This window comes from Massilia sp. H6 (genome assembly GCF_024802625.1).
Classification (GTDB): domain Bacteria; phylum Pseudomonadota; class Gammaproteobacteria; order Burkholderiales; family Burkholderiaceae_D; genus Telluria.
Window position 1 is genome coordinate 147071 of record NZ_CP103372.1, and the last position, 25706, is coordinate 172776.

Consider the following 25706-nt stretch of genomic DNA (forward strand, 5'->3'; position numbering starts at 1 on the left):
GGTCTCGATGTCCGAACAAGAAGCCGCCAGCCCGGCACCAAGAAAACGAGGCCAAGTCGCCCTGCGCAAACCGGCACCGTCATCAATTACCGAAGACGCCTTCCAGAGCCCACAGCTCAGCCTCTTCCAGAACTTCCTGGCGAATACACCGGCGCAACGTGAGCAGCTCTCCAATACCATTGCGCTATGGGACAGCATTCCCCGCTACAGTATCTCCCGCAACCTGCAGAACCGGCTGCGCAACGAACACGGTACCCTGGATCTGCTGAAACTGAACTTCCGGCACAACAAGCAGGACTACCTCGCGACCATCACGCCAGCACGTATCGAGGTCAAGGAAGGGCCGGAAAAGGGCAAGACCGTCGACTTCTACCCCAGCGCCTCCGAAGAGCTGATCGAGGACGCGCTGCGGAAGATGGCCGCGGACCAGCAGCAGCAACAAGGCTTCTTCGACAAAAAGGGATACGTCAGCGGCATCGCGTTCTCGCTCTACCAGCTGCGCGAGGAACTTGCCGCGCGTGGGCATACGCGCTCGTACCGGGAGATTCAGCTCAGCCTTGAAATACTTCACAAAACGCACATCGACGTGAAGGCCGACGCAGGCAGGGACGAGCACATCGCCGGCAGCACGTATTTCCCGGCAATGCAGGCAGTTCGCCGCAAGGACATCGACGCCGATCCGAACGCTCGCTGGGTCGTGCAGTTCCACCACCTTGTCACGCGCAGCATCGACCAGGTCACCTACCGCCAATTCAACTATCATCAGCTGATGGGACACCGCAGCCAGCTCTCGCGCTGGATCCACAAGCAGCTGGTGATGAAGTTCACCTTCGCCGCGATCGGGCAGACGTTCAAAATGATGTTCTCGACGATCCAGCGCGACAGCGCGCTCCTCAGCGGATACAAGGAGACAAGGCAGGCCGTGGTCGCCGTTGTCGAGTCGCTCGAGGAGCTGAAGACCTCGGGCCTGCTCATGGACGCCGTTAAGGGCAACGAAATCCGCGGCGCCAGGAACAAGCTCGAGGACGTCGAATTCATCCTGACGCCTTCGCACGACTTCGTTCGCGAAGTAAAGGCCGCGAACAAACGACGCCAGCTGGCCGGCGCTGCAGACCCGCTCGTCGTCACCTGACCGGATTTCTAACTGACGCCTCGCTATCGGCCGCCTCCGCAACCACGCGGCCGCCGCCCCTGGGACCTCGACGTCCCGGGAGGTGCGGCTGACAGGTCGCCACCACGCGGTAGGTTTAGCTGACGCGTCGCCAGCATCAAGGAGGTTTAGCTGACGGGTGAATACGCCATCACGACACGAATTGCCGCACTGCGGTAGGTTTGTCTGACGGGTCGAAAGAAAAAACCAGCGCGCCGGTAGGTTTGGGTGACGGGTGCGTTTTGGTTGCCATATATCAAGACGTCGAAAACTCAATCAATATTAAAGAAATACCCAAATTGGAAACTTTTATTGACGGTGCAGAGTTTTTCAACCCCAACGTCCTATACGAAACTACATCAAGAGTATCCAAAAACGCTAGGGAGGTTCGGCTGACGGGTGGAATTCCTCCGGTAGGTATGGGTGACAAGTGGCCCGAAAAAGCGGTAGGTTTGGATGACAGGTGCCGGAAGGTATGACTGACGGCCGCTTAATCATTAAGCAGCGGGCACCCGGGCCACATCGTCGAGTAGGGAGGTTTCACTGACACCGGGTCAAAACATCGGTAGGTATGGCTGACACGAGCACTGTGAACAGGAGGTATGCCTGACGGGTGAGGCAGATTCCACAAAAAGCAGCCGTTTCGGTCGTGAAAAAAGGGCGCGGTCAACTGATCTCGGAAGGTATGGCTGACGGAAGGGTGCCGGTAAGCACATGATTTCTTTGGATAATTTTCATGTTATCCACAGGCCTATCCTTTTAGCCTTTTCTCTATCCTTTTACTACCCATAGAAGCCGCATACTCCACTTCCAGAGCACACAATCCCGAACACAAGCGCGACTACACTGGTCATCAGTACAGCAATACAATCCTCGCTCGAGACCCGCGACCGCGCACCACCTCTCAGCACGCAACACGAAATCGACATCGCTAAGCACGATGTGCCGTTCCACCGCATACCTATCGCCCATCTCCGGCAGGATCGCACACCTCCTGGCTATGCCGTCAAGGCGCTCCTCGCCCGTTCGGTGCTCGCCTTCGGCTGCGCTCCGCATGCGGCCTGCGGGGCGTCCATGACGTCGCCAGGAGGCATGCGACCGTGCCTGCGAGGCGATAGGTACACGGTGTCACTAGGCAGCTGGCCTGTGCACCACTAGTTCCTGGCTGCCCAACCGAGCAGACAACACCGTCAGGGCCTGTTCCGGCCCCGACACCCGGCCCGAGGCTTCCAGGTTCCGGTGTCGCCACCGCTCCACATGTCAGCCAAACCTCCCGCCAACTCGTGCCGGCACGTTTACCGCAAAGACCGGATCCACGTCATCCGCTCAGTTTGTCTGGCGATCCAGGCCAAATGCCCGGTGCCTGCACTGGGAACTTTCGCGCGCGAAAGTCCAACGCGCCGGCCGCACGCCGCTGTTCAGGCTCGTCGACTGACATCAATTCTCGCACGGTCGATCTTACGCTATTGACCGTCAATAGTTGTGGTGTATAATAGATTCTGTTGGAGCAGCCCTGTTTTCCAACGAACCGCCCGCCGGCGTGAGCAGACGCCGACGACGCGCCAACCGAAACCATCATCATCACGGAGATCTAGCCATGGACAATTCACCACTTGGATACGCTTCGAAACGCATCGCGTCGCGCAGCGCTTCACTCCTCCAGTTGCCGCAGTGATTTCGAGGAGACGACCATGCTGACCAAAGAAATCAAGCACTTCCACTTTTGCTGCGGCATCGGCGGCGCAGCGAAAGGGTTCAACAAAGCCAACCCACGTGTCGGCGTGCTCGCCGCGCGCTTCCGCTGCCTGGGCGGCGTCGACGTCGACCCTTCCGCAATCCGTGACTTCAACCGCCTAGTGGGCGTCCCCGGAACCGTGATGGATCTGTTCACCCGCAGCCAATACATCGCGTTTCACGGCAAGGAGCCGCCAGCTGCCTGGCGCGAGATGGGGCCGGCCGACATCCGGCGTGCCGCCGGCAACGAACGGCCGAACATCGTATTCATCTCCTCGCCGTGCAAAGGTGCGTCCGGGCTGCTTTCCGAGAAGATGAGTCAGACGGCCAAGTACCAGGCGCTGAACGAACTGACCTTACGGTGCATCTGGCTGATGGTCGAGGCCTGGGCCGACGATCCCGTCGACCTCATCGTTTTCGAAAACGTACCGCGCCTGGCCACGCGCGGGCGCCACCTGCTGGACCAGATCAACCAGGTGCTGCAGCGATACGGCTATGCGGTCGCCGAGACGACGCACGATTGCGGTGAGCTGGGCGGCCTCGCCCAGTCCCGTAAGCGCTTCCTGCTGGTCGCCCGCCATACGGAGAAGGTGCCCCCGTTCCTCTACGAGCCCGACAAGAAAAGCCTGCGCGCCGTCGGCGACATCCTCGGCCGGATGCCGTTCCTGGGCGACGAGACCGCCGGCCCGATGCACCGGATCCCGCGCCTGCAGTGGAAAACCTGGGTCCGTCTCGCCTTCGTCGAGGCGGGCTCCGACTGGCGCAGCCTGAACCGCCTGGCGGTCGAGAATGGGCGCTTGAGGGACTACCTGATCGTGCCACAAATGCACCGCGGCGTGCTCGGCGTGAATCCCTGGAACGGCACAGCCGGCACCGTGACCAGCCGCGGAATGCCCAACAATGGCAATTTCGCGGTTGCGGATCCGCGGCACGCCGGCCCGGACAAGCACAGCAACGAGCTGCGCATCGGTACGTGGCACGCGGCGTCCCGCGTCGTGTCGGGCGCGCACGGTAGCGGGCAATGCGTCGCCGATCCGCGTTTCGACCAATCGAAGAAGTGGAACGACGGCCAGGCATATGGGGTGCACCAGTGGACCGAGGCGACCGGCACGATCGCAGGCCAGCAAGCGCCGGGCCAAGGCGCTTATTCGGTCGCAGATCCGCGCACGGACGGCATCGAGACACACAAGAACGTCTACCGGATCATTCCCTGGGGTGGCACGGCCGGAACCGTCACCAGCGGCCACGGTCCCAGCAGCGGCGGCGGCTGCGTCGCCGACCCCCGGCCGCCGCAACGGGATCTGTTCAGCAAGTACGCCGTCAGCGGCTGGTCCGGAACCACTGGCACCGTCATCGGCGGCGACGACTCAGGAGCGTATGCAGTGGCAGATCCGCGCTCGTCGAGCAGCTTCCAGGGTGCGGGCAAGTACCTGGTAACGCCTTTCGATGAGTCGGCCGGCACCGTGATCGGCGGAAGCACCTCGGGCCAGGGCGCGTTCGCCGTCGCGGATCCGCGTACCAGTCTCGATCGAAAGCGGGGCGACGCGTACCTGACCTGTGGCCACTACGGGATCGTGCCCTGGAGCTCGCACTGCGGCGCCGTCAGCGCTGCTGCCGGCCACGACAACGGCAGCTGGAGCGTAGCTGACCCGCGCATCGAGGCGCTTCCCGCTCTCGATCAGAAAATGGTCGCCATCATCCAGGCCCTCGACGGTACCTGGCACAGGCCCTTTACGACGCTTGAGCTGGCCGCCCTGCAGAGCCTGATCGAGCCTGAGGAATACCTGCTGCTGGACGGGATGTGCGACAGCCTCTGGCGCGAGCATATCGGCAACCTGGTACCGCCAGATGCCGCGGAAGCGATCGCCGACGTCTGCGGGACCACCTTGCTTCTGGCGGCATCCGGCGAGACCTTTGTGCTCAGCGCGGCGCCGATCTGGGTGCGCAACGTGGCCCTTGCGCTGACTATGCCGGCGGAAAAGCCGCTGCCTTTCTAGGGATCGGTGAGGTGGCGAGGCCGCGCGAAGGCTCCATCCCGGCGCTTTTACGTGGCTTCGTAGCCGGCGGCGCCTGCGCGCCACCAGGTCGACGGGCGCCGCCGCTCTCCTGCAGGTTTCTCTGACGCCGCATGGTCAAGGCTGCAGGACACGTTTCCGTCATCGTGTAGTTCCGGAACGGGCATGGACGAACAGCCCGATAAGTATGATCCGCCCCAAAAATCACTGTGCATGATCTGGCAAACTCAGCAACCACTCTAACAATCCACTCCCTATCATGTCCCAAGCTAAACGCCATCCTGCGCCGGCTGTTCCCGGCGTAGCCAAGGTTCTTGACCCCAGTGTGCGCGCACCAGGCATCGGCCGCGTAGCCTTTCGCGTCATCGTCTTCGGCCTGTTACAGAAGCTGATCAATATGGTCGTAATCTTCACAGCTACCCAGAATGGCCTCAATCACGAGTCGGCTACAAGCTCCGACCTGCAGGCGTTTGGGGTCGTGTTGTTCGTGCTATTTGCGGCGGTTATTTGCCCAGTCGTCGAGACGATCGCGCTGCAGGCGCTTCCGCTCGAGGTGATGCGCAACAAGGGCGTGCCTCGGCCGCTGGCCATCCTGGCATCGGCTCTCCTGTTTGGCCTGTGGCATGCGCGCGAAGGCGCAGCCAAGGTAGCGGGCACGTTCGCGGTGGGGCTGATGCTGGCATGGATCTATGAGCGGTATCGGGACGAGAACACGATTCCTTGGGTGCTTGCGGTGACCGCCATCGAGGCGGCCAGCCCGGGGTTTTGGACGGGAATGAAGCTGGGCCTGCAGGGTCTGTTTTCGCGCTTCTCGCCAACAGGCTTCATGTACGTCGCGTTGCCGCACGTCGTCTCGAACACGATCGCTCTGGTTGCTCTCATTGCGATCAGCATTTCAAAAAACTAATCGGGATAGCCCAGGCAGCCCTGGCCGTTATACCCACCCTGCGGTCGGCCGATCCTGAATCCACGCAGCGTTTTGAACCAGGTGTCCCGGCTCTCGATCGGCACCACTTTGGAGAACAACGTGAATACTGTCTTTGGCGAGGTGCCACCCGGCGTTCCCTTCAAATTCCCCGGCGACGCCCGTTTGTGGGTAGCCGACGCTGAGCGATACGCCCATACGCTCGAGTCCGACGACGATGCCAGGAGCTGGAGAGACCTGGTGTTGTTCGAAGAGCCGGTCGAGCTGGTCGCCGAGGTCCCACTCGGAGCGGATGGACAAGAAGCGCCGGGCGTGTAAACAGGCAAGGGTTGGCTACGCGGGCCGCGTCCGGAACGCCAACGCTGCACCGCATAACGGCAGGCTGTGGTGCGTGCTGCAGCTCACCCACCACCACACCGTGTGCGCATCGACGCCACGCTCCGGGAACGCACGATCCCGCTCGAGCTGGAGGTCGATCCCGCAAGCGGTCAGGAGAGAAAAGCTTGCTCGGCGAAACGCTTCGTCCCGGCGTCAGGCCGTTCGCGCGCACGAACCTGTCTCCTCGGCCGAAACGGCGGCCCAACTTTCGCGCGCGAAATTTTGGCGGGGTTTCTGGACAAGCTCGCGCGGGCCGGGTATCCTCGGATCAGCGACCCATGTTCCACTCGGAATATGGGCAAAGCCTAACGTGGCTGACGACGGGCTGTCGGGTAAAACGTGGATTTGGCAGTTTATTTTGAATTCCAGCATCGAGCTTCTCGTGCGGATATTCAGCCCCCCATTCTTTGGGATCCCATTTACCCAGGAGTTCGTCATGCAAAAATATTGGCGCGACCGCGCCTTCGACATTCACGGCACCATCAAGCAGCAAGGCTTCGCCATCTCGCGCGATGCGCCCGCCGAGATCTTCGGCGCCTTCCTCACCTACTACACACGGCAGGAGCTGCTGTCATCGCTCCATGGCGAGGACCTGATGGACCTGCAGCCGGGCGGCAGTGCCGCGTCGTATGTCATCCTGGACGCCCAGCTCGGCACTAGGCGTATCGCCGACTTGCTCAAGATCCCGTACCAGCAAGCGCTTCAGCTGGCCCCGCTGTTCCTGCAGGCGTTCGAGCAGCTCGCCCCCGGCCGGGTGTTCCGGGACGAAGAAGACTTTGTCCGCGACCTGGTCCTGCCGCGCCTGAAGCAAGGCCTCCAAGGTTCGCCCGCGTTCGCCGCTGCCTTCTCTGCCCTCGAGTCAAAGCACATCCGCATCGACACCGACCGCTGGGACGACAGCGACTACTTCTACCGCGAGCTGCCCAGCGCGGCCCAGCCGCCCTCCGCGCCGCCGCTGCGTGCCCTGCGCGAAGGCAAAGGCGATACGTGGCAGTTCCGCGGCGTCTTCTCGCTGCACCCCGCAGACGCTGCCGGCAACATCCTCAACCAGAAGTTCGTCACCTGGGCGGAGGCTCGGCTCGAGTTCGCGAAGGTCGACCGCGCCTTCCTGGCCGCCGGCGAGTACCAGGTGAACGTGTTCGGCGGGGTCGCGCGCGCCTGGTCGGCAGGCGGGCCGTTCGATCCGGTCGCTCATCCCGACATCGTCATCCCGATCGTATTCTGATCGCGCCCTCAGCGCCGAGCCCTGCCGAAGTTGGCAGGGCTTTTTTTCGGCCCGCCAATACCTGTCCGGATGGCGCGACGTGTCACCCATACCTCCCGCTTTGCCGCTATTGCACGTGCCGAGCTAAACCCGTCGGGCGTCCCCCTGCGGGCCGGGCTGTCGTGCTGTGCATCGAGCCCGCGGCGCGGTCTCGCCCCTGCGGGCTTCCATCCCTGACGCCTCCGCGCCTGGCGGCGCTGCGCGCTGCGCTTGCCCTCCCGGCCGACCAGGTCGGCCGTCCGCGCGGCGGCGCCGCTTGGCTGTCCAGAGCTGCGCTGGGTGAAGTCAGCACTTTCGCACGCGAAAGTGAAGGGTGGGAGATAAAACCCCCGACTCCGGTGCCGCTTTCGCACCAGTGCCGTTCCACCGCGCACCTATCGCCCATCTCTCCGGCAGGATCGCACGGCGGCGGGCGATGCCGTCAAGGCGCTCCTCGCCCGTTCGGTGCTCGCCTTCGGCTGCGCTCCGCATGCGGCCTCCGGGGCGTCCATGACGGCGCCCGCCGCCATGCGACCGTGCCTCCGAGGCGATAGGTACACGGTGTCACTCCGGGGCGGGCCTGTGCTCCGCTGGTTCCTGGCTGATCAAGCGAGCAGGCAACACCGTCAGGGCCTGTTCCGGCCCCGACACCCGGCCCGAGGACTCCAGGTTCCGGTATCCGGGCGCTTTGCGCAAGAGCGAATATACAACACCTTTACTATTGACGGTAAATAGCTAACTGCGATATAATCGTTACATGAACTGATGGAGGGTGACATGAGTTTCTGCAACGAGTTTCGCATCCATGGCAATCTGGCTCGCGACCCGAAGCGCGGGCGCACCGGCAACGGCGTAACCACTGCCTTCTACGTGGTCGCCGTCGAACATCAGTCGCGCCATGGCGACAGCGTCCAAACCTCGACCGATTTCATTCCCATCACCACCTACGGCAAGCAGGCCGAAAGCGATCTGAAGTACCTCGCCAAAGGAAAAGAGGTTTCGGTGCGCGGTCGGGTGCGCAGCTGGTATGACAGCGTCCAGAAGCGCGGCGGCTTTTGCTTTGAGCCGGAACCGGGTTGCGTTCGCTACATCGGCGCTCCCGTGTCGCGCTCGACGGAGGCCCCTCTGGAAGGAGAACACGATTCCTGGCTGCAGGACTACGAAGCAGCCATGGCCCAATACGATGCCGTGCCGCATACGACGCGGCCGACTCGTTTCGCCGCGCGCGCGTGAGCAGACGCGCCTGCGGTGTTTTCGCAGTACCACAACCACATCACCAAGGAGCTCAGCATGAATCTCGCAGATCAGCCCGTTGTCCCGGTCGCCGTCGCCAGCCCAAGCACCGAAGTCGACATCCCGTTCAACAAGCTGCACATCAGCCGCAAGAACACCCGCATCAAGCCCCACAGCGCGCCGGATATCGAGTGCCGCGCCGCCTCGATCTTGGCTTACGGCGTCCTGAACCGCCTGCAGGTGATCAATGAGCAGGGACAGGACGGCAACACCGAGTTCGGTGTCATTGCCGGTGCCGGACGCTTCTTCTCCATCGAGCTTCTCGTCCAGCGCGGCCTCCTGCCGGAGGACTATCCGGTCAAGTGTGACCTGCGCTCCGAGGACGACGCGATCGCCATTAGTCTGGCAGAGAACGCCAACCGCACGCCTCCGCATGAAGCGGACGAGTTCGTGGCCTTCAAAGCGCTGGCCGACGAGGGCAAGTCGCCGGAAACTGTCGCGGCGCACTTCGGCGTCAGCGTGCGCACGGTCCAGCAACGGATGCGCCTGGGCGGCTTGCACCCCGAGCTGCTCGATCTTTACCGCAACGGCAAGATGGGCCCCGAAGAGGTGCGCGCCTTCTGCCGGTCGGCGGATCAGGAACGTCAGCTGCAGGTCTGGAATGCGTTGCCGCAGTGGAATCGCACCGCGCACATCATCCGCAACCAGCTCGCGCAGGATTCGCTGGGTACCAACCATCCGCTGGTCGTCTTCGTCGGCCTCGACGCATACAAGCAGGCCGGGGGCGTGGTGACCGGCGACCTGTTCTCGCAGGACGCAAATGACGGCTTCCTCGAAGACCTCGCGTTGCTCCACCAGCTGGCCGTCGACAAGCTCCGCACGGCTGCCGCCGATATCGTCGCGGCGGAAGGCTGGTCATGGTCCGATTTCTGCGAATCCTTCGACCACCGCCTGCGCAGCCAGTTCGACCAAGCCAAGCCGGAGCGCCGGGAGGCGACCGAGGCAGAACAGGACGAACTGGCGCGGATCGCCGCCGAGGTCGGCCACCTCAAGGAGAAGCGCGACAGCCTGTACGACGCGCTCGAGCGACTGGAAGCTGGCGAGGGCGAGGAGGGCGATGAAGGGGAGGCGCGTGATCCCGGTGCGCAGGCCACGGGCGAAGCCAGCGGCGAGTCTGCGGAGGAAGCTCTCAGCACGCAGATCGAAGAGGTCGAGCAGCAGATCAGCCAGCTGAACGGCTGCGCGCATGCGATCACGCAGGCGCTGCAGTTTTACTCGGACGAAGTTCGCGCGACCGGTGGCGTGATCGTCGCCTTGGACGGGCGCGGCGGTATGGATATCGTGCGTGGCCTGATCCGGCGCGAGGAAAAGCCTGCCGAAGCACCGAACCAGCCGTCCGGCAGCGCTGCACCGGGCACGCCAACCGCCAGCGGCACCTCCGTCCAGCCTTCGGCCACGGGTACCGGCCTCGGCTTCACCCAGCCGAAAAAGGAACGCTCCGAAATTTCCGAACGGCTCGCGTTCCAGCTGTCGGCGCGCCGCACCGCAGCCATGCAAGCGTTGACGGTGGCGAACCCGCAGGTCGCATTGGCCGCCACGGTCCACCGGATGCTGGATTTGGTGACCCGGCGCTACCGTTCGCGCGACGATGAGCCTGTGAAGATTTCCGCTACCGGCTCGTTCCAGAGCCTGCACGACAAGGCCCCGGACCTGAAGGGTACGCGGGCAAGCGACGAAGTCCAGGCGCGGATCGACGCATGGCGCGAACGCATCCCCGCCCAGACCAAGGACGAGTTCGCTTGGCTCCTGCAGCTGCCTTCTGCGGACCTGCTCGACTTGCTTGCCCTGTGTGTCGCCCTGACACTCGACGTCACCACGGGCGTGGCGGGCAAGCAGCCGGGCGGCGAACTGGCCACAGCCCTTGAGCTGGACGTGGCCGATTACTGGACCGCGACCGAGGCGTCCTACTTCGGAGCCGTGTCGAAGGAAACCATCATCGCGGCGGTGGAAGAGGCGTGCGGCCCCGGCAGTGGCATGCCGATTGTCAAGATGAAGAAAGGGGAAGCCGTTAAATATGCAGAGCAGAAAATCGCACAAACCCGCTGGCTTCCGGCGATGCTGCGCGCACCAGCGGCGAAGGCTGTGGCGACGGACGTACCGGCCACCGACGCATCGGCGACCGAGGCACCGGCGACCGACGCGGCAGTGACCGACGCGGCAACCATCGACACCGGGACGGCCGAGACTCCCGCCACGGCGGTCGCCACCGACGCACCGGTGACCGCACTAGCGGCGACCGACGCGGCAGCGACCGACAGCGGCGTGGCCGAGGCACCGGCCACTGAGGCGGCGGCACCCGAGGCAACGACCAGCGAAGTCTTGGTGGCTGAGCCAGCCATGACCGAGTAATGTAACGCTTGGCGGGCCGGACCATCGGCCCGCCTCTCAGCGAGGATTCCGACCCATGAAGACCATCGAACAACCGGCCAGCGCCTGGATGCGCCTGCCGTCCGGACAGCGGATCGATCTGGCCAACCCCGACCCGTACGCCTGGACCGATCACGATCTCTGCGTGCGCCTTGCGCGTGTGTATCGCTGGGGCGGCGAATCGATACACCCGATCCCGCTGTCCGTCGCGCAGCATTCCCTCGCCGTGCTTGAGCTGCGCCGCGTGTGGGCAGCGAAGCCGCTGACGGTCGACCAGGAGCTGCGCGAGCTGCTCCACGATGCGGAGGAAGCGCTGCTGGGTTTCGACTGTATCAGTAAGCTGAAGCCGCTGCTGGGCGACCCTCTGCGCGAAGTGAGCGACCGGTTGAGCAACGCCGTCGCCGTCCGCTACGACCTCCCCGAGTGGACCGATGAGGAACGAGTCGAGCACAAGCGCGCCGACGTGGCGTGCGCCGCGTCGGAAGCCCTGTACTGCGCGGGTTGGACCGAACACGAGATTTCCCATGTGCTCGGAATAACCGAGCCCGTGCTAAAGGTCGATCCGCTCGTCCAGCGGTACCAGTGCACGCCGTGGGAACCGTGGCCGAGTGCCGTCGCGGTCGAGCGTTTCCATGTCGAGTTATTGCGCCTGTTGGGCCTTCGGGAGCGTCGACAGCTACCGAAATTGGCGTAAAATGTTTTGACAGGATGGCTTTTTGGGAGGTTGCACAGATGGAAAACTCGGTGAGCATGAGGCTGGAAGTTTCACAGGCGCTGAACGAGAAGCTCAGTACGCTGGCTCAGGTCAACGGTACGTCGCTGGACACCGTGCTGCTGAAGGCGCTTACCTTGTATGACGTCGCCTCGGACGCGAAGCAGAAAAACCAGCACATCGGCATCCTGGATGCCCAGCAGCGTGTCATTGCCGAGGTTGTCGGCGTGTAACGGTGCCGGTTGGATGTGGAAGAGCCGCCTTCGGGCGGTTTTTTTTTACTGGTGCGTCGTCAGGCTTTTGGGCGCGGCCCCTGTTCATGAGGCTGCGCCTGGGCGAAGTCAGCGCCTCCGCCTGGGCGGAGGCAGGGAAGGGGTACGCAACAGCCCACTCCGGTCGCGTCGACCAGGTCGTTGCCGACGCGGCTGCAGCGGCGATGCGGTTGTCCATGCGTGAGGCTGCGCCTGGGCGAAGTCAGCGCCTCCGCCTGGGCGGAGGCGGGGAAGGGGTACGCAACAGCCCACTCCGGTCGCGTCGAGCAGGTCGGTGCCGGCGCGACTCCAGCGGTGGTGCGGTTGTCCATGCGTGAGGCTGCGCCTTGGCGAAGTCAGCGCCTCCGCCCGGGCGGAGGCGGGAAGGGGTACCAACAGCCCACTCCGGCCGCGTCGACCGGGTCGGTGCCGGCGCGGCTGCAGCGGCAGTGCGGTTGTCCATGCGTGAGGCTGCGCTTGGTCGAAGTCAGCGCCTCCGCCTGGGCGGAGGCGAGGGTAGGGTACGCAACAGCCCACTCCGATCACGCTCTGCGCCAGGTCACCTTACCTTTTGTACCCATGCCATCTTCAGCCAGAATGGCTGCGCCGCGCGCTATGCGGTCAAGGCGCTCCTCGCCCGTTCGGTGCTCGCCTGCGGCTGCGCTCCGCATGCGGCCTGCGATCGCGTCCATGACCGCGCGCGCCGCTCCGCCACCCCGGCCTCGAGGCGACGGGTACACGGTGACGGTTCAGCCCCTGCCTGCGCGCCGCTCCTGCGCGTCTGCTCGACCCAACAGCAACCCCAACTTCGCGGGGCCTGTTCCTGCCCCGCCCCCGACCCGAGGGCTCCAGATTCCGGTAAGACGGCGCCGCCGTCAAATCGAAATATACTCTTTCCAGTCAATAGTTTGTTTTGGTAGAATGTAGTTGTGCGGTTCTCCCGTACCGCCCCGCGGGGTGAGCAGACCCCGCGCGGACGCGACTATCAACCATCATTCCAAGGAGCCAATCATGAACTTGTTCGGTTATCACTCGACAGTCACCCCAATCCTCGCGCTGCCCCAGGGCCCGGCTGCACCGCGCCCTGCGCCCGCTCCGGCAACCCCGACCCCAGAGGCGGGCGCTCGCGCGCCCGCCTCCAACGACGCCGGCGAACGGTGCTACGACTTCGACATTCACCAGGGCGACTGCACCCTGTTGCTGCCCCAGTATCCCGACCACTCGTTTGACCTGGCGGTCACGGACCCGCCCTATATCGTCGGCTACCGCGACCGGGGCGGGCGTTCGGTGCTGAACGATGATAACGACAAGTGGCTCGAACCCGCTTTCCGCGAAATTTTCCGTGTGCTGGCCCGGGACGCCTTCTGCGTGAGCTTTTACGGGTGGAATCAGACCGACCGCTTTTTCGCTGCCTGGAAAGCGGCCGGGTTTCGTATCGCCGGGCACTTCACTTTCCCGAAGCGGTACAGCTCATCGGTGCGCCTGGTGCGCTATCAGCACGAGTCCGCTTATCTGCTCGTGAAGGGCCAGCCGGAGCCGGCCAACGTCATTGGCGATGTGATCGACTGGGGCGCCCATACCGGGAACAAGCTGCATCCGACGCAGAAGCCGCTGTCGATCTTGCTGCCGTTGGTTCAGGCTTTCTCGAAGCCTGGGGCTCGTGTGCTCGATCCGTTCATGGGTTCGGGCTCCACCCTGGCGGCCGGGATGATGTGCGGCCGCCAGTGCACCGGGTTCGAGCTGGACAAGGGTAACTTCGAGATTGCGAAGAAGCGGCTGATGCGCATGGCGCAGGTGCATTCGCACCTGGTCGATGATGTGTCCTGACGTGTAGGCGAGCGCGGCGCCCGGCCGGTGGTTGGCTCGGGCGTCTCCCTCGGGCGCTGCCCTCGGGCCGGGCTGTCGTGCTGCGCATCGAGCCCGCGGTGCGGTCTCGCCCCTGCGGGCGTCCATCCCTGACGCCTCCGCGCCTGGCGGCGCTGCGCGCTGCGCTTGCCCTCCCGGCCGACCAGGTCGGCCGTCCGCGCGGCGGCGCCGCTTGGCTGTCCAGAGCTGCGCTGGGTGAAGTCAGCACTTTCGCACGCGAAAGTGAGGCTGGAAGAGGCAACCCCGACTTCGGCGCCGCTGCGCACCATGCACCGTTCCACCGCGTACCTATCGCCCATCTCTCCGGCAGGATCGCACGGCGGCGGGCTATGCCGTCAAGGCGCTCCTCGCCCGTTCGGTGCTCGCCTTCGGCTGCGCTCCGCATGCGGCCTCCGGGGCGTCCATGACGGCGCCCGCCGCCGTGCGACCGTGCCTCCGAGGCGATAGGTACACGGTGTCACTCCGGGGCGGGCCTGTGCTCCGCTGGTCCTTGGCTGATCGAACGAGCAGGCAACACCGTCAGGGCCTGTTCCGGCCCCGACACCCGGCCCGAGGCTCCAGGTTCCGGTATCCGGGCGCTTTGCGCAAGGGCGAAAACACAACAGCTAAACTATTGACGGTAAATAGATAACCCTGTAGAATGGAGTCTGTAGTGATTGATGACCCAAGCCCGAAAGGATAGCCATGAACACTTCTGCTCCGCAAGCCGTCACCGCGACCGAGTTGTTTTCGGCCCTGTTCGTTTCTGGAATGTATGACCACGATATGGATACCGTGCTGGCGAAGTGCGACAGCAGCCACACGGAACTGATGTGCGAACTCGTGTCCTACAGCGCGCCGCTGGCGGACATGATGACCGCCGCCATTCTGTGCGTCGGCACCGATGTTGCGGGCGGCCTGCTCTACGACGTCGCCAAACCGTTCGGCAGCTGGTTCGGCGATGTGGTTCTGCGCGCCGGTGCCATGCCCCAGCGCGAACGGGCCGTGGGCAAGCTGCAAGATTTGGTCATTGACTTCTATTCGCAGGCGGAGAACTGCGACTGCGCCAAGCTCGCCGCCGCCGTGAGCGGCGCGCACGGCCTGCACGTCATTCACTAATCCGGGGGACTGATGAACAGCCAAGGGGGAGACCGGAGCGTGATTTACACACTGACGGTGTCGGGTTCGCTTCACGACAGGCTCAACCGTATTGCCGCCAACAACGGCGGCAATACGGGCGAGGTACTCGCCAAAGCGCTCGCGCTGTACGAGGTTGCGATTGATGCACGCGGGCAGGATTGCCGCGTCGCAATCCTCGACACGAACAACTGCATTAAAACTGCGATCGAGGGATTGTGATGGACAAGCAAGGCGATATACGGACGCTCAACCTTGACCAGCTCATCAGCCGGGAAGGCGATCAGCTGGAATTGAAGATCAAGAACGAGACCGACGAAGACGCCGAGGCACGCCGTGCGCGCGACTCGGCCGATGCGAAGCTCAAGCGCACGATGACGCTGATTCTTTTCGTGTTCGCCTTGCTCATCACTGGCGCGGTATTCATCGCCTGCATCGTGGTCGCCCTGTTCGGAACGCCAGACGACAAAAAATGGGCCTGTAGCATCGTGACAGGCATCACCTCCGGTCTGGTCGGCTATCTGGTCGGACAGTCGAAAAAGTAGAGCGGGCGGCTTCTACGGCCGCCTTTCAAGACGAAATCTTTGACTTGCGAGGAAATTATGCGCGGACTGGATACAAGGATCACGCTTGCTCATGCGCGAATCGCCGCCGTCATTGCGGGCGACGATGCGGGCGATGTGGTAGTCGCCGGGTTCATCAGAGCTTTCGAGCTTGCGCGCCTCCAGGGGTGCCATGATGGGCACGTAGGCGTCTTCACACCGCCTCTGTTGTTCCGTGGCGAGCCGGATTTGCTCGGCTGGTGGCAGGACGGGCGGGAGTCCGTGGCCGAGCTGGCGGAAGTCGGGGCATTCCCAGGATGCGACGACGGCGCCGCCGATTCATAACGTGCGGCTGCGCGGGTCAGTGTGCCGGCGACGTGGCGCCCGCGCGGCGGCGCCGCGGCGGCCAGTCCGACCTGGCCGGTCGGCCCGGCCGCCTCCGCGCCTGGCGGCGCTGCGCGCTGCGCTTGCCCTCCCGGTCGCCGCGCGACCGTCCGCGCTGCCGCTTGGCGCCGTCCAGAGGCTGCGCCTTTGCGAAGTCAGACTTTCGCGCTACCGCGCGAAAGTAGGAGTAGCTCAACGGCGGCCACGGCTTCGGCAACTATCCCCGGCCACGCCACCTGCCTGGCTCCGGCGCCTCTTCTGCCGGACGCGCCTGGTCGGCGCGGTCAATCAGCACCGCGTTCCACTTCCGGTGGAACGTCTCGCCAACCCGCTGGGTCACGAATCCCTGCATGATCGGAAACATGACCTCCCCCGCCTGCTCGAGCGAGAGGGCCTTCAATTTGTTCGCTGGCTTGAAGTCGGCTTTCAGTCCGTGCCGCGCGTCCTCGCCAGCGACGTCGAAGTTGTTTGCGGTGTAGTTGAAGTTCTGCAGGTCGCCTTCGGTCTTGCCGCCGAGCGCCGCTACTTCCGCCCGCGTTCCCTTTTTGCCCTTCTCGTGGAAGTCGGCGGTAATGGTGTCCAACACCTTCGACAGCGACGAGAACGACACGCCTTCGCGACCCAGCGTACGGTAGATCATCCGCAAATACCGATCCGAACGCGCCAGGAATAGCTGGATGCTGACCGGATCGAGCGGTCGCTGCGACCTGAAGTAGCGCAGATCCTCGACATCGTCCGGGAACATGGGAACCGGCACCGTGCGGTAAAAATCCTCTTGCGCAGGTTCCCTGGTCCACAGATCCCGGCCTTCGCCAAGCGTGAAGTCGTAGAAGTCGGCGCCGAAGCGCACGCGCATCACGCCGTTGAACAGGATGAGCAGCTCGCGGGCACGCATCGCGGCTTGCGCGCCGGTGAGCCCGTTCAGGTGCGGCGAGGTGAAATCGTAGACGGTCGGCCTGTCGTCCTCGTACTCGGGCAGGATCTGGACGTCGACGGAGGTGAAATGGTTGGTGAAGCTCTCGAGCCAGCCTTCGTTGCCGCTGAGGTGAAAGCCCCATTGGAAGTGGCTTGGGGCCAGGCGGCCACGTGGGCGAATGCTGGATGGGTCGTTTTCGATGTCGGTCATGGCGATGCCGGGCAAAGAGTAGATGCTACTGCGGGGTTCGGCGCACGTCCAGTACAGCGCGTCTCCCTACGGGCCGGGCTGTCGTGCTGCGCATCGAGCCCGCGGTGCGGTCTCGCCCCTGCGGGCTCCATCCCTGACGCCTCCGCGCCTGGCGGCGCTGCGCGCTGCGCTTGCCGAGCCAACCAGGTCGACCGGCCTACACAAGAACCCACCAAGGCGGCCGCCAAGCGCAGCGGTGGTTTCGCGCGCGAAAGCGGCGTTAGCCGGGCCGTGCACATTTGGCAGCGACGCATGCAGGCGCGCACCAGGCGCGCTACTCGCTGCGCTCGCGCCTTGCCCGCCGATCGAACCGCTCGCGCGCGTGGCGGGCAAGGCAGTCAGCCGCCGCCCGGGCGGCGGTCGGGCGCTCCCCGCGCGGGCTTTCGTTCCGATCGCTCTGGCGCGCCGGCGCGTCGACCCGAGTCCTTTCGCACGACCGAAAGGCTAGGGCGGTTCGCCGGCGGCGCAAGGGCCCACTGCGCTCACCGCTCGCCCGTTCTCGCTCGCATGGCTCGCTGCGCTGCGGCCTCGCGGTGTCCCTTGCGCCGCCGGCTTTGCCCCGCCCTGGATTCGGTCTCAAGGCGAAAGAACTCAGATCGACGGTGTCACCGGACAGGATGCCCAGGCCGAATCGGAACGAAAGAAACCCCTACGCCCAGGCTCCGAATCTAGATCCCGGTGCCCGCTTGAACCCACGCAGGAGGAACCATGCCATACGCAATTTTCTACAGCTCCCCGATCTTCGACGGCCGGGACGCGGTCTGCGGCACCCGTACCCGCCGCCTGAATGAAAACGTGTACGAAACGCTCGGCTTGCCCGAGAAGATCGCTGCTGCCGGGTATCGCTGCGAGGGCTTCGCGGACGACGTCGCGCCGTTCGTGCTCGACCTGCAGACTGGTCAGCCGGTGACGCGCCGGTCGATCTATTTCCAGCCTGTCGAGGACGATTGCCCATTCTGAGGTTGTGCAGCCAGGAGCGCCGCGCCTGCGGCGCGCTTTTCCAACCCGCCGCTACGCGGCGACCACGAAAGGACGGAACGATGTACGCATCCCGCGCAGGCTTGATCTGGACCACCGCCAACCGTGCGGAACTGACCGTGTTCAGCGACTGCGCGCGCGTGACCCTGTATTGGGACAACGGCGACTACGCGTATGTCATCGAGGACGACGAGGCGCAAGCGCGCGCAGCCCTGCGGCGCTATGGCTTCGACGCCTGACTTAACCGCGCCCGGGAAAAGCGGGCGCACCACCATAAGGAGGACACCATGCACCTGACCACCGATCCGAAGAATCCCTGCCGTCTGCTCGACGAGAACGGTCTGTTCGTTGCCGAAGTCGGCAACGCAGAAGACGCCGCAGCGGTTGTGCTAGCCTGCAATACGCACGCCCGGCTGGCCACCGCCCTCGCGCAGTGTTTGAACTTCATCGAGCACAAGTGCGCGAACGAAGGCCAGGCCACGACCAAGGAAAAATGGGCGCGCAACGTCGAACGGTTCCGGCGGGACGTCGGCAAGGTCGGCATTGGACGGAGTTACACGGACGAAGCGGTCGTCGACCTGCACGCGGCGCGCGCGGTCCTGGACGAAGTCAAGGCATCCTCCGGCGAAGCGCCCCGTACCCCTGGGGACGGTACAGCTGCACGCGGCTGCGCGAAGTCGGCAACTATGACTATTGACTGTAAATAGTTAATAATATATACTGTGCTTGTTGGGGCGATGCTTCGATGCCGCTCCAACCGCCCCGCTGGCGTGAGCAGACGCCAACGAACCGGGTGCCGCCAACCATCGCCGCCAGGAGCCGACATCATGACCCAGCATACCGCCACCTATTCGCCCGAGGACAACAAACTGCGCCTGTATCCTGCTTCGAAACTCGATCCGGCTACCTACGCCCGGGTGAAGGAAGCGGGTTTTCAGTGGGCGCCGAAACAGCGGTTGTTCGTTGCGCCGGCGTGGACGCCAGCGCGCGAGGACCTGCTGCTCGAGCTGTGCGGCGACGTCGGCGACGAAGACACCAGCCTGGTCGACCGCGCCGAGGAGCGCGCGGAGCGCTTCAGCGAGCGCAGCGACAACCATGCGGAGGAGGCCGATGCCGCCCGGCGCGGCGCTGCGGCGATCGCCGACCGCATCCCCTTCGGCCAGCCCATCCTCGTGGGCCACCACAGCGAGCGCCGCGCTCGCAAGGACGCCGAACGCATCGAGAACGGGATGCGCAAAGCGGTGAGCATGTGGGCGAGCGCCGAATATTGGGGCAAGCGCGCCGCCGCCGCCTTACGTCACGCGAAACACAAGGAGCGCCCGGACGTGCGCGCCTGCCGGATCAAGTCGCTCGATGCCGACAAACGCAAACAGGAGCGCGCGCGCGACGAGGCCCTGTACTGGCTGGAATGGTGGAGTGCGGACGGGCTGACCGAACAGCATGCGGTCACCCTTGCCAGTCGCTGCAGTTTGCACCTGCCGCGCAAGGACGGCGACAGCGAGGACCTCCATTCCGGTCCCAGCGTCTACGACGCGCTCACGAACGGCCACCCGTCGCTGTACGTGCCGCGCACCCTTGCCGAAATCGTCGACGCGGCGAAGAAGCAATACCAGGACGCCGCCGCCTGGACGCAGCGCTGGATCGACCACTTCGCCAACCGCCTCACGTACGAGCGGGCGATGCTCGCCGAGCAGGGCGGCCAGATCGCGGACACGGTGGACCTGCAGCCAGGCGGGCGCGTCCTGGTGCGCGGTCAATGGCTCACCATCCTGCGTGTCACCAGGCGCGACGGCAAGGCGCTCAGCGTGACCACCGATGCGCGCGGCGTCGCTGTGCGCCCCGTCGACGAGATCACGGATTACCAGCCGCCGACAGCGGAGACCAAGGCGGCCGCCGCTGCCGCGACGACCACCGCGCCGCTCGCCAACTACGAGCGCGCCGACTTCGTGCGCCTCACAAAAGCCGAGTATCAGGCGGTGCCGAGCGACTACCGAGGATACAAGGCTATCGCCGCTGGCGGAACCCACGGCGCGCACCGGGTCAGGTACGTGCTCGGCGCCTTCCTGACCGCGGAGCAGCGCGGACAACGACCGCGCCACGATTCCTGCTTCGTGTTCCTCACGGACGAGAAACGCAAGGATCCACCCGCCAGGGCGGAGCAGCTGGACGCGCGCGTGCCGGTCGCCGAATAACGGTGCGCGACCGTCATGCGCTCCGTTCTCCCGTGCCGGCGGCGCGGCGCCGCGGACGCCGCGCAGTGCCTGCTGCCCTTGACCGAACCGCCGCGCTGCGCGCCGCTGGTCGTGTCCTACGGCGCCGGCGTCGACAGCACCGCCATGCTGGTGGCCATGCACCGGCGCGGCATCCGGCCGGACCTGATCCTGTTCGCTGACACCGGCGGCGAAAAACCCGAGACCTACGCTTACCTGCGCACCATCGACGCCTGGCTGGCGTCGGTCGGATTCCCTCCGGTCACCGTGGTTCGCTACCAACCCAAGCGCGCGAAATACAAGACCCTGGAAGGCAAGTGCCTTGCCAACCAGACGCTGCCGTCGCTCGCCTTCGGCAAACACTCGTGCAGCTTGGTCTTCAAAGTGGAACCGCAAAACCGTTACCTCCAGCGATGGGCGCCCGCTGTCGAGGCCTGGGCCGCCGGCATCCGGGTCCGCAAAGCCATCGGCTACGACAACGGCGACCAGGACTGCCGGCGCCGGCGCAAGGCCGATGCCGCCGTGGCGAAGAAGGCCGCGCAGGGCCACATCGACGCCGACCGCTTCGACTACTGGTATCCGCTGCAGGAGTGGGGCATCGACCGCATCGAGTGCCTTCGCCTCATCGCCAGCGCAGGCTTGCCAAAGCCCATCAAGAGCGCCTGTTTCTTTTGCCCCGGCTCGAAGAAGAGCGAGGTTGTCTGGCTGCGCGATACGCACCCGATCCTGTTCCGCCGCGCACTCAGGATCGAGCGGGGTGCGCAGGAAGGCAAGCACGGTCTGTCAACGGTGGCAGGGCTCGGCCGGTCGTTCGCCTGGTCGTCGCTCGAGACGGTCGATGCTGGTTCCGTGGTCGACCTGGCCGAGTGCCTGCGGCCGTGATCGTGGCGGGGTCGCCTGCGGCTCGGGCGTCTCCCTCGGGCGCTGCCCTCGGGCCGGGCTGTCGTGCTGCGCATCGAGCCCGCGGTGCGGTCTCGCCCCTGCGGGCTTCCATCCCTGACGCCTCCGCGCCTGGCGGCGCTGCGCGCTGCGCTTGCCCTCCCGGCCGACCAAGTCGGCCGTCCGCGCGGCGCCGCCGCTTGGCCCGTCCAGAGCTGCGCTGGGTGAAGTCAGCACTTTCGCACGCGAAAGTGAGGCTGGAAGAGGCAACCCCGACTTCGGCGCCGCTGCGCACCATGCACCGTTCCACCGCGTACCTATCGCCCATCTCTCCGGCAGGATCGCACGGCGGCGGGCTATGCCGTCAAGGCGCTCCTCGCCCGTTCGGTGCTCGCCTTCGGCTGCGCTCCGCATGCGGCCTCCGGGGCGTCCATGACGGCGCCCGCCGCCGTGCGACCGTGCCTCCGAGGCGATAGGTACACGGTGTCACTCCGGGGCGGGCCTGTGCTCCGCTGGTTCCTGGCTGATCGAGCGAGCAGGCAACACCGTCAGGGCCTGTTCCGGCCCCGACACCCGGCCCGAGGACTCCAGGTTCCGGTATCAGGACGAAAAACGCAAGCCCGCGCTGCAAAATCATTCTATTGTCGGTAAATAGTAAAAATGCTATGATTGTCGTGTCATCCCGACGTCAATCAACCGTCCAGCGACGGAGGCACCATGAGCTATACAGCGTATATCGAACACCTCTGCAACAGCAAGGGGATCAATGCGGCTTACGAAGAGGCATGCAAGACCATCCGCAGCATGGGCGCCGATGCCGACGCGCTTTGGTCTTCCCGGTTCTTCGAGCGGCAAATCCAGGACGACGGAAGCAAGAAACTCTGCCCAACGACCGAAAAGCGCGTCAGCCAGGCATACGACGAGCAGGACCTGGACGGCCTGCCCATCCCGGAATTCCTGTATTGCGATGAGGATGGCCAGCTCTACCCGGTGACGGTCGGAGCACAGGGCCGCCACGCACCAGACCCTGACGGTCCGGATGTGACGCCGTTCATTTACGCCAGCGCGGGCATGATCGCAAATGGAAAGGTGGTCGGGCACGTCAGCTATACCGATCATTGAAACTCTTTTCACTTTGTATTCATCCGTAATTATTGTTGTCCTGCCCGGGCTTCGATTAACTCGGGCATAAACACCGAAAGCCGACCAGCAAGGTTTTTATCGGCAAGGCGGTAATAGCCTTGATAAAACCAGACCAATTTAATAATGGATGCGCATTGAGGGAGAAAGCTCAATAGTATCTCCCTCCCGTTTCGATAAAATAGTTTTAATCATTTAAATATGTCGCGCTCTTGAAAGCGATTGCCTAACGGCGGCGACACTTCCTATTCCTGATCTTTTGATTTAGTGGAGGCTATATGAACGCAAGCGAAGGGCTGATCAATTCCATGATGCCGCAGGAAGTTTCAACCGACGTGCTTATCGAGAAATACGCGAAGGGAAACGAACAAAGCGTGTTTGAAGTGCGGCGGCGGGTTGCCGAAGCGTTGGCCCAGTGGGAACCGGAATCGCAGCGCAGCCATTTCGCAAAACAGTTCATGTGGGCCCAGGAGCACGGATTCGTTCCCGGCGGACGTATTAACTCGGCTGTCGGCCTGGACACGAATGCCACGCTCATCAACTGTTTCGTGCAACCCGTCGGCGATTCCGTTACGGGATTTGAAGACGGTCTCCCGGGCATTTACACGGCCCTCGCGCAGTCGGCTGAGACCATGCGTCGCGGCGGCGGTGTGGGTTATGACTTTTCGGCCATCCGGCCTGCCGGTAGCGTGGTGAAAGGAACGGGGTCGCGTGCGTCCGGACCAGTTCCCTACCTCGCGCTTTTCGACGCTTCATGCAGGACCGTGGAGTCAGCTGGTGCACGGCGCGGCGCACAGATGGGTGTCCTGCGGATAAGCCATCCCGATATCGAGCGGTTCATTGCCGCCAAGGACGGCGGCGAACTCAGCTGTTTCAACCTCTCGATCGGCGTCACCGACGAATTCATGGAGGCAGTCGAGCGGGACGGAACCTTCGACCTGTTGCACAAAGCCGAACCCGGTGAGGAACTCATTGCGGCCGGCGCCTCCCAGCGAGCCGACGGCCTGTGGGTCTATCGCCAGGTGCAGGCGCGCGAGCTGTGGGACAAGGTCATGCATTCGACCTACGACCATGCCGAGCCGGGCGTCCTGTTCGTCGACCGGATGAACGCCGAGAACAATCTGTGGTACGCCGAAAAGCTGAACGCCACCAACCCTTGCGGGGAACAGCCCCTGCCGGCATACGGCTGCTGTGACCTCGGTTCGCTCAACCTGACGCAATTCGTCCGCAATCCGTTCAGCGCGGAAGCCTCCTTCGACTTCGACCTGATGCGCCGCGTGATCCCGGTCGCAGTGCGCATGCTTGATCTGGTCCTCGACGCCACCGTCTGGCCCCTTGAGGAGCAGGCAGCCGAGGCAAAGGCGAAGCGCCGGATCGGTCTGGGTTTCCTGGGCCTGGGCAGCGCCCTGATCATGCTTGGCCTGCGCTACGACGCAGAGGACGGGCGCGCACTCGCGTCCAGCATTGCCCGTGAAATGCGGGATGCCGCCTACCGCGCTTCGATCGAGCTGGCCAGGGAGAAGGGCGCCTTCCCCCTGTTCGATGCAGACGCCTATTTGAATGGCCGGTTCGTGGGGCGTCTACCTGCCGAACTTCAAGAGGCAATCCGTGCGCACGGCATCCGCAATTCCCACCTGCTGTCGATCGCGCCGACCGGAACGATCACGCTGGCCTTTGCCGACAACGCGTCGAACGGGATTGAACCAATATATGCCCTGACGTATCAGCGGAACAAACTGATGCCTGATGGTTCGAAGCGGCAGTACGAGGTGCAGGATCACGCCTGGCGCCTGTTCGTCCACCGCAGCGGCGACGTCGCCCCGGACGCCCTGCCTGCTCACTTCGTTACCGCGTTGCAGATGTCGGCGGCGGACCATCTCAAGATGATGACCGCTGTGCAACCTTTCGTCGATACCGCGATCTCGAAGACCGTCAACGTGCCGGCGGACTACCCATATGACGATTTCAAGGGCCTGTATGCTGCTGCCTGGCGCGCTGGCTTGAAAGGCATGGCCACCTACCGTCCAAACGCTGTGCTCGGCAGCGTCCTCAGCGTGACCCCGGAGGAACGTGCTGCGCCTCCTGTGCCAGCGGACGACGATCCGCTGCGCAAACCTTTCGACAGGCGGCCGGACGGTATTTTGGAAGCGGTCACCTCTAAGATGGCCTATGGGACCCAGGAGGGAATCAAGTCCTGCTATCTCACGGTCAGCTTCATGCCGGTCAGCGGCCTCGTTGGCGGCAAGGAGGTCACCATCGAAAGGCCATTCGAATTCTTCATGCCGGCTGGACAACGCAGCGAAAGCCAGCAGTGGATCACCGCGTCGATGCGTCTGCTCTCGCTTGCTGCGCGGGCGGGCGGGCCTGTGGCGAAAGCCCTGGAGGACATGCGCAAGGTTGTCTGGGAGAAGGGACCAGTGCGCTGCGGATACCTGAAGAAACAGGATGGTACGCAAGTGCCGATGTTCCATGAGTCCGAAGTGGCGGCAGTCGGATTCATGCTGCAGCGCCTTCTGATTCAACGCGGGTTCCTCGATGCAGAGGGCAAGCAAGTACCTGTGGCCGAACTGGCACGCGCATACTCAGCACGCAACCGGGATCTATCTTGGGAGCTGGAGGCACCGGGAAGCGTCCCGGATCTTCAACACCACCAGGCAACGGGCGGCAGCAAGTGTCCCGAGTGCGGCGCACACGCACTGCGCAAGGTCGACGGATGCCAGCGCTGCGAATCCTGCTCCTACATCGGTAGCTGCGGCTGACGAACCACCGGACCTGCAGGCAGAGGGTGGCCGCTGGTTCAGCGGTTGCCCGGTCCCGATTTAGCGGCCCGCTGGCAGGGCGCGCTGTTGAAAGATTTTAGCCAAGAACAATAGTCGGCCCAGCGCGACCGTTGCGCCAGGACGGGCGCAAGACTCCCCGCTTACGATGCCGTGCGCCGCGCCTGGCCGGCACCATCCTTCCCACCTCCACGTTTCACGGCGCTGCGCGCTACGCGCGCAGCCTGTCGACCAGGTCGACAGGCCGGGCAGCTGCGCCGCGCGGCCTATCCAGAGGCTGCGCCTGGCGAAGTCAGACTTTCGCAAGCGAAAGTAGGAAGAGGAAAACGCAACCTCCCGACTCCGGCGCCGCTGCGCACCATCCGCCGTTTTACCGCGCACCTATCGCCCGACTCTCCGGCAGGGTCGCACGGCGGCGGGCTATGCCGTCAAGGCGCTCCTCGCCCGTTCGGTGCTCGCCTTCGGCTGCGCTCCGCATGCGGCCTCCGGGGCGTCCATGACGGCGCCCGCCGCCGTGCGACCGTGCCTCCGAGGCGATAGGTACACGGTGTCACTCCGGGGCGGGCCTGTGCTCCGCTGGT

General features: G+C 64.3%; 22 protein-coding genes. 20 read left to right on the plus strand and 2 right to left on the minus strand.

Annotated features, from left to right (window positions below):
• Positions 1-7 precede the first annotated feature (7 nt).
• From NRS07_RS19770 to NRS07_RS19830, 13 genes are all read left to right on the plus strand, one after another.
• Positions 8-1132 carry a hypothetical protein gene (locus NRS07_RS19770; protein WP_259213650.1) on the plus strand — a complete coding sequence of 375 codons (1125 nt, stop codon included), beginning with the start codon at positions 8-10 and terminating at the stop codon, positions 1130-1132.
• 1709 nt (positions 1133-2841) lie between these two features.
• Positions 2842-4881 carry a DNA cytosine methyltransferase gene (locus NRS07_RS19775; RefSeq protein WP_259213651.1) on the plus strand — a complete coding sequence of 680 codons (2040 nt, stop codon included), beginning with the start codon at positions 2842-2844 and terminating at the stop codon, positions 4879-4881.
• Positions 4882-5158: 277 nt separating this feature from the next.
• Complete coding sequence (locus NRS07_RS19780; protein WP_259213652.1) at positions 5159-5806, plus strand: CPBP family intramembrane glutamic endopeptidase; 648 nt, start codon at positions 5159-5161, stop codon at positions 5804-5806.
• Positions 5807-5926: 120 nt separating this feature from the next.
• Positions 5927-6142, plus strand: coding sequence for a hypothetical protein (locus NRS07_RS19785; RefSeq protein WP_259213653.1), 216 nt, complete (start codon positions 5927-5929; stop codon positions 6140-6142).
• A gap of 496 nt (positions 6143-6638) precedes the next feature.
• Positions 6639-7427: a hypothetical protein gene (locus tag NRS07_RS19790; RefSeq protein ID WP_259213656.1), complete on the plus strand. Its 789-nt coding sequence runs from the start codon at positions 6639-6641 to the stop codon at positions 7425-7427.
• A gap of 795 nt (positions 7428-8222) precedes the next feature.
• The gene (locus tag NRS07_RS19795) at positions 8223-8678 is read left to right on the plus strand and encodes a single-stranded DNA-binding protein (protein WP_259213658.1); all 456 of its coding nucleotides are present in this window, start codon (positions 8223-8225) and stop codon (positions 8676-8678) included.
• A 57-nt stretch (positions 8679-8735) separates the two neighbouring features.
• Entirely contained in the window at positions 8736-11087 is a 2352-nt protein-coding gene (locus NRS07_RS19800; protein WP_259213659.1) for a ParB/RepB/Spo0J family partition protein, read from the plus strand.
• Positions 11088-11142: 55 nt separating this feature from the next.
• Positions 11143-11799: a phosphohydrolase gene (locus NRS07_RS19805; protein ID WP_259213660.1), complete on the plus strand. Its 657-nt coding sequence runs from the start codon at positions 11143-11145 to the stop codon at positions 11797-11799.
• Between the two features lie 38 nt (positions 11800-11837).
• Positions 11838-12050, plus strand: a complete 213-nt coding sequence (locus NRS07_RS19810) for a hypothetical protein (RefSeq protein WP_259213662.1) — start codon at positions 11838-11840, stop codon at positions 12048-12050.
• A 1029-nt stretch (positions 12051-13079) separates the two neighbouring features.
• Complete coding sequence (locus NRS07_RS19815; protein ID WP_259213664.1) at positions 13080-13895, plus strand: DNA methyltransferase; 816 nt, start codon at positions 13080-13082, stop codon at positions 13893-13895.
• Between the two features lie 723 nt (positions 13896-14618).
• A complete protein-coding gene (locus tag NRS07_RS19820; RefSeq protein ID WP_259213668.1) occupies positions 14619-15032 on the plus strand; it encodes a hypothetical protein in 414 nt (137 codons plus the stop codon).
• A gap of 39 nt (positions 15033-15071) precedes the next feature.
• A complete protein-coding gene (locus NRS07_RS19825; RefSeq protein WP_259213669.1) occupies positions 15072-15272 on the plus strand; it encodes a hypothetical protein in 201 nt (66 codons plus the stop codon).
• A complete protein-coding gene (locus NRS07_RS19830) occupies positions 15272-15595 on the plus strand; it encodes a hypothetical protein (protein ID WP_259213671.1) in 324 nt (107 codons plus the stop codon). The genes NRS07_RS19825 and NRS07_RS19830 overlap by 1 nt, the downstream gene beginning before the upstream one ends.
• A gap of 12 nt (positions 15596-15607) precedes the next feature.
• Here NRS07_RS19830 and NRS07_RS19835 read toward each other — a convergent pair whose 3' ends face one another.
• Both NRS07_RS19835 and NRS07_RS19840 read right to left on the minus strand, forming a co-directional pair.
• Positions 15608-15787 carry a hypothetical protein gene (locus NRS07_RS19835; RefSeq protein WP_259213674.1) on the minus strand — a complete coding sequence of 60 codons (180 nt, stop codon included), beginning with the start codon at positions 15785-15787 and terminating at the stop codon, positions 15608-15610.
• A 406-nt stretch (positions 15788-16193) separates the two neighbouring features.
• Positions 16194-17102 carry a hypothetical protein gene (locus NRS07_RS19840; protein ID WP_259213676.1) on the minus strand — a complete coding sequence of 303 codons (909 nt, stop codon included), beginning with the start codon at positions 17100-17102 and terminating at the stop codon, positions 16194-16196.
• Between the two features lie 747 nt (positions 17103-17849).
• On the opposite strand from NRS07_RS19840, the gene NRS07_RS19845 reads away from it, so the two are divergent.
• The 7 genes from NRS07_RS19845 (at position 17850) to NRS07_RS19875 (ending at position 25107) form a co-directional block, all read left to right on the plus strand.
• Positions 17850-18101, plus strand: coding sequence for a hypothetical protein (locus NRS07_RS19845; RefSeq protein ID WP_259213679.1), 252 nt, complete (start codon positions 17850-17852; stop codon positions 18099-18101).
• 80 nt (positions 18102-18181) lie between these two features.
• Positions 18182-18358: a hypothetical protein gene (locus NRS07_RS19850; protein WP_259213702.1), complete on the plus strand. Its 177-nt coding sequence runs from the start codon at positions 18182-18184 to the stop codon at positions 18356-18358.
• 48 nt (positions 18359-18406) lie between these two features.
• Positions 18407-18826 carry a hypothetical protein gene (locus NRS07_RS19855; protein ID WP_259213703.1) on the plus strand — a complete coding sequence of 140 codons (420 nt, stop codon included), beginning with the start codon at positions 18407-18409 and terminating at the stop codon, positions 18824-18826.
• A gap of 120 nt (positions 18827-18946) precedes the next feature.
• Positions 18947-20311 carry a DUF3560 domain-containing protein gene (locus NRS07_RS19860; RefSeq protein WP_259213704.1) on the plus strand — a complete coding sequence of 455 codons (1365 nt, stop codon included), beginning with the start codon at positions 18947-18949 and terminating at the stop codon, positions 20309-20311.
• 15 nt (positions 20312-20326) lie between these two features.
• On the plus strand, positions 20327-21211 hold the full coding sequence (locus tag NRS07_RS19865; protein ID WP_259213705.1) for a phosphoadenosine phosphosulfate reductase family protein: 885 nt from the start codon (positions 20327-20329) through the stop codon (positions 21209-21211).
• Between the two features lie 714 nt (positions 21212-21925).
• Positions 21926-22330, plus strand: coding sequence for a hypothetical protein (locus tag NRS07_RS19870; RefSeq protein ID WP_259213706.1), 405 nt, complete (start codon positions 21926-21928; stop codon positions 22328-22330).
• Between the two features lie 296 nt (positions 22331-22626).
• A complete protein-coding gene (locus NRS07_RS19875) occupies positions 22627-25107 on the plus strand; it encodes an adenosylcobalamin-dependent ribonucleoside-diphosphate reductase (RefSeq protein ID WP_259213707.1) in 2481 nt (826 codons plus the stop codon).
• Positions 25108-25706: the final 599 nt, after the last annotated feature.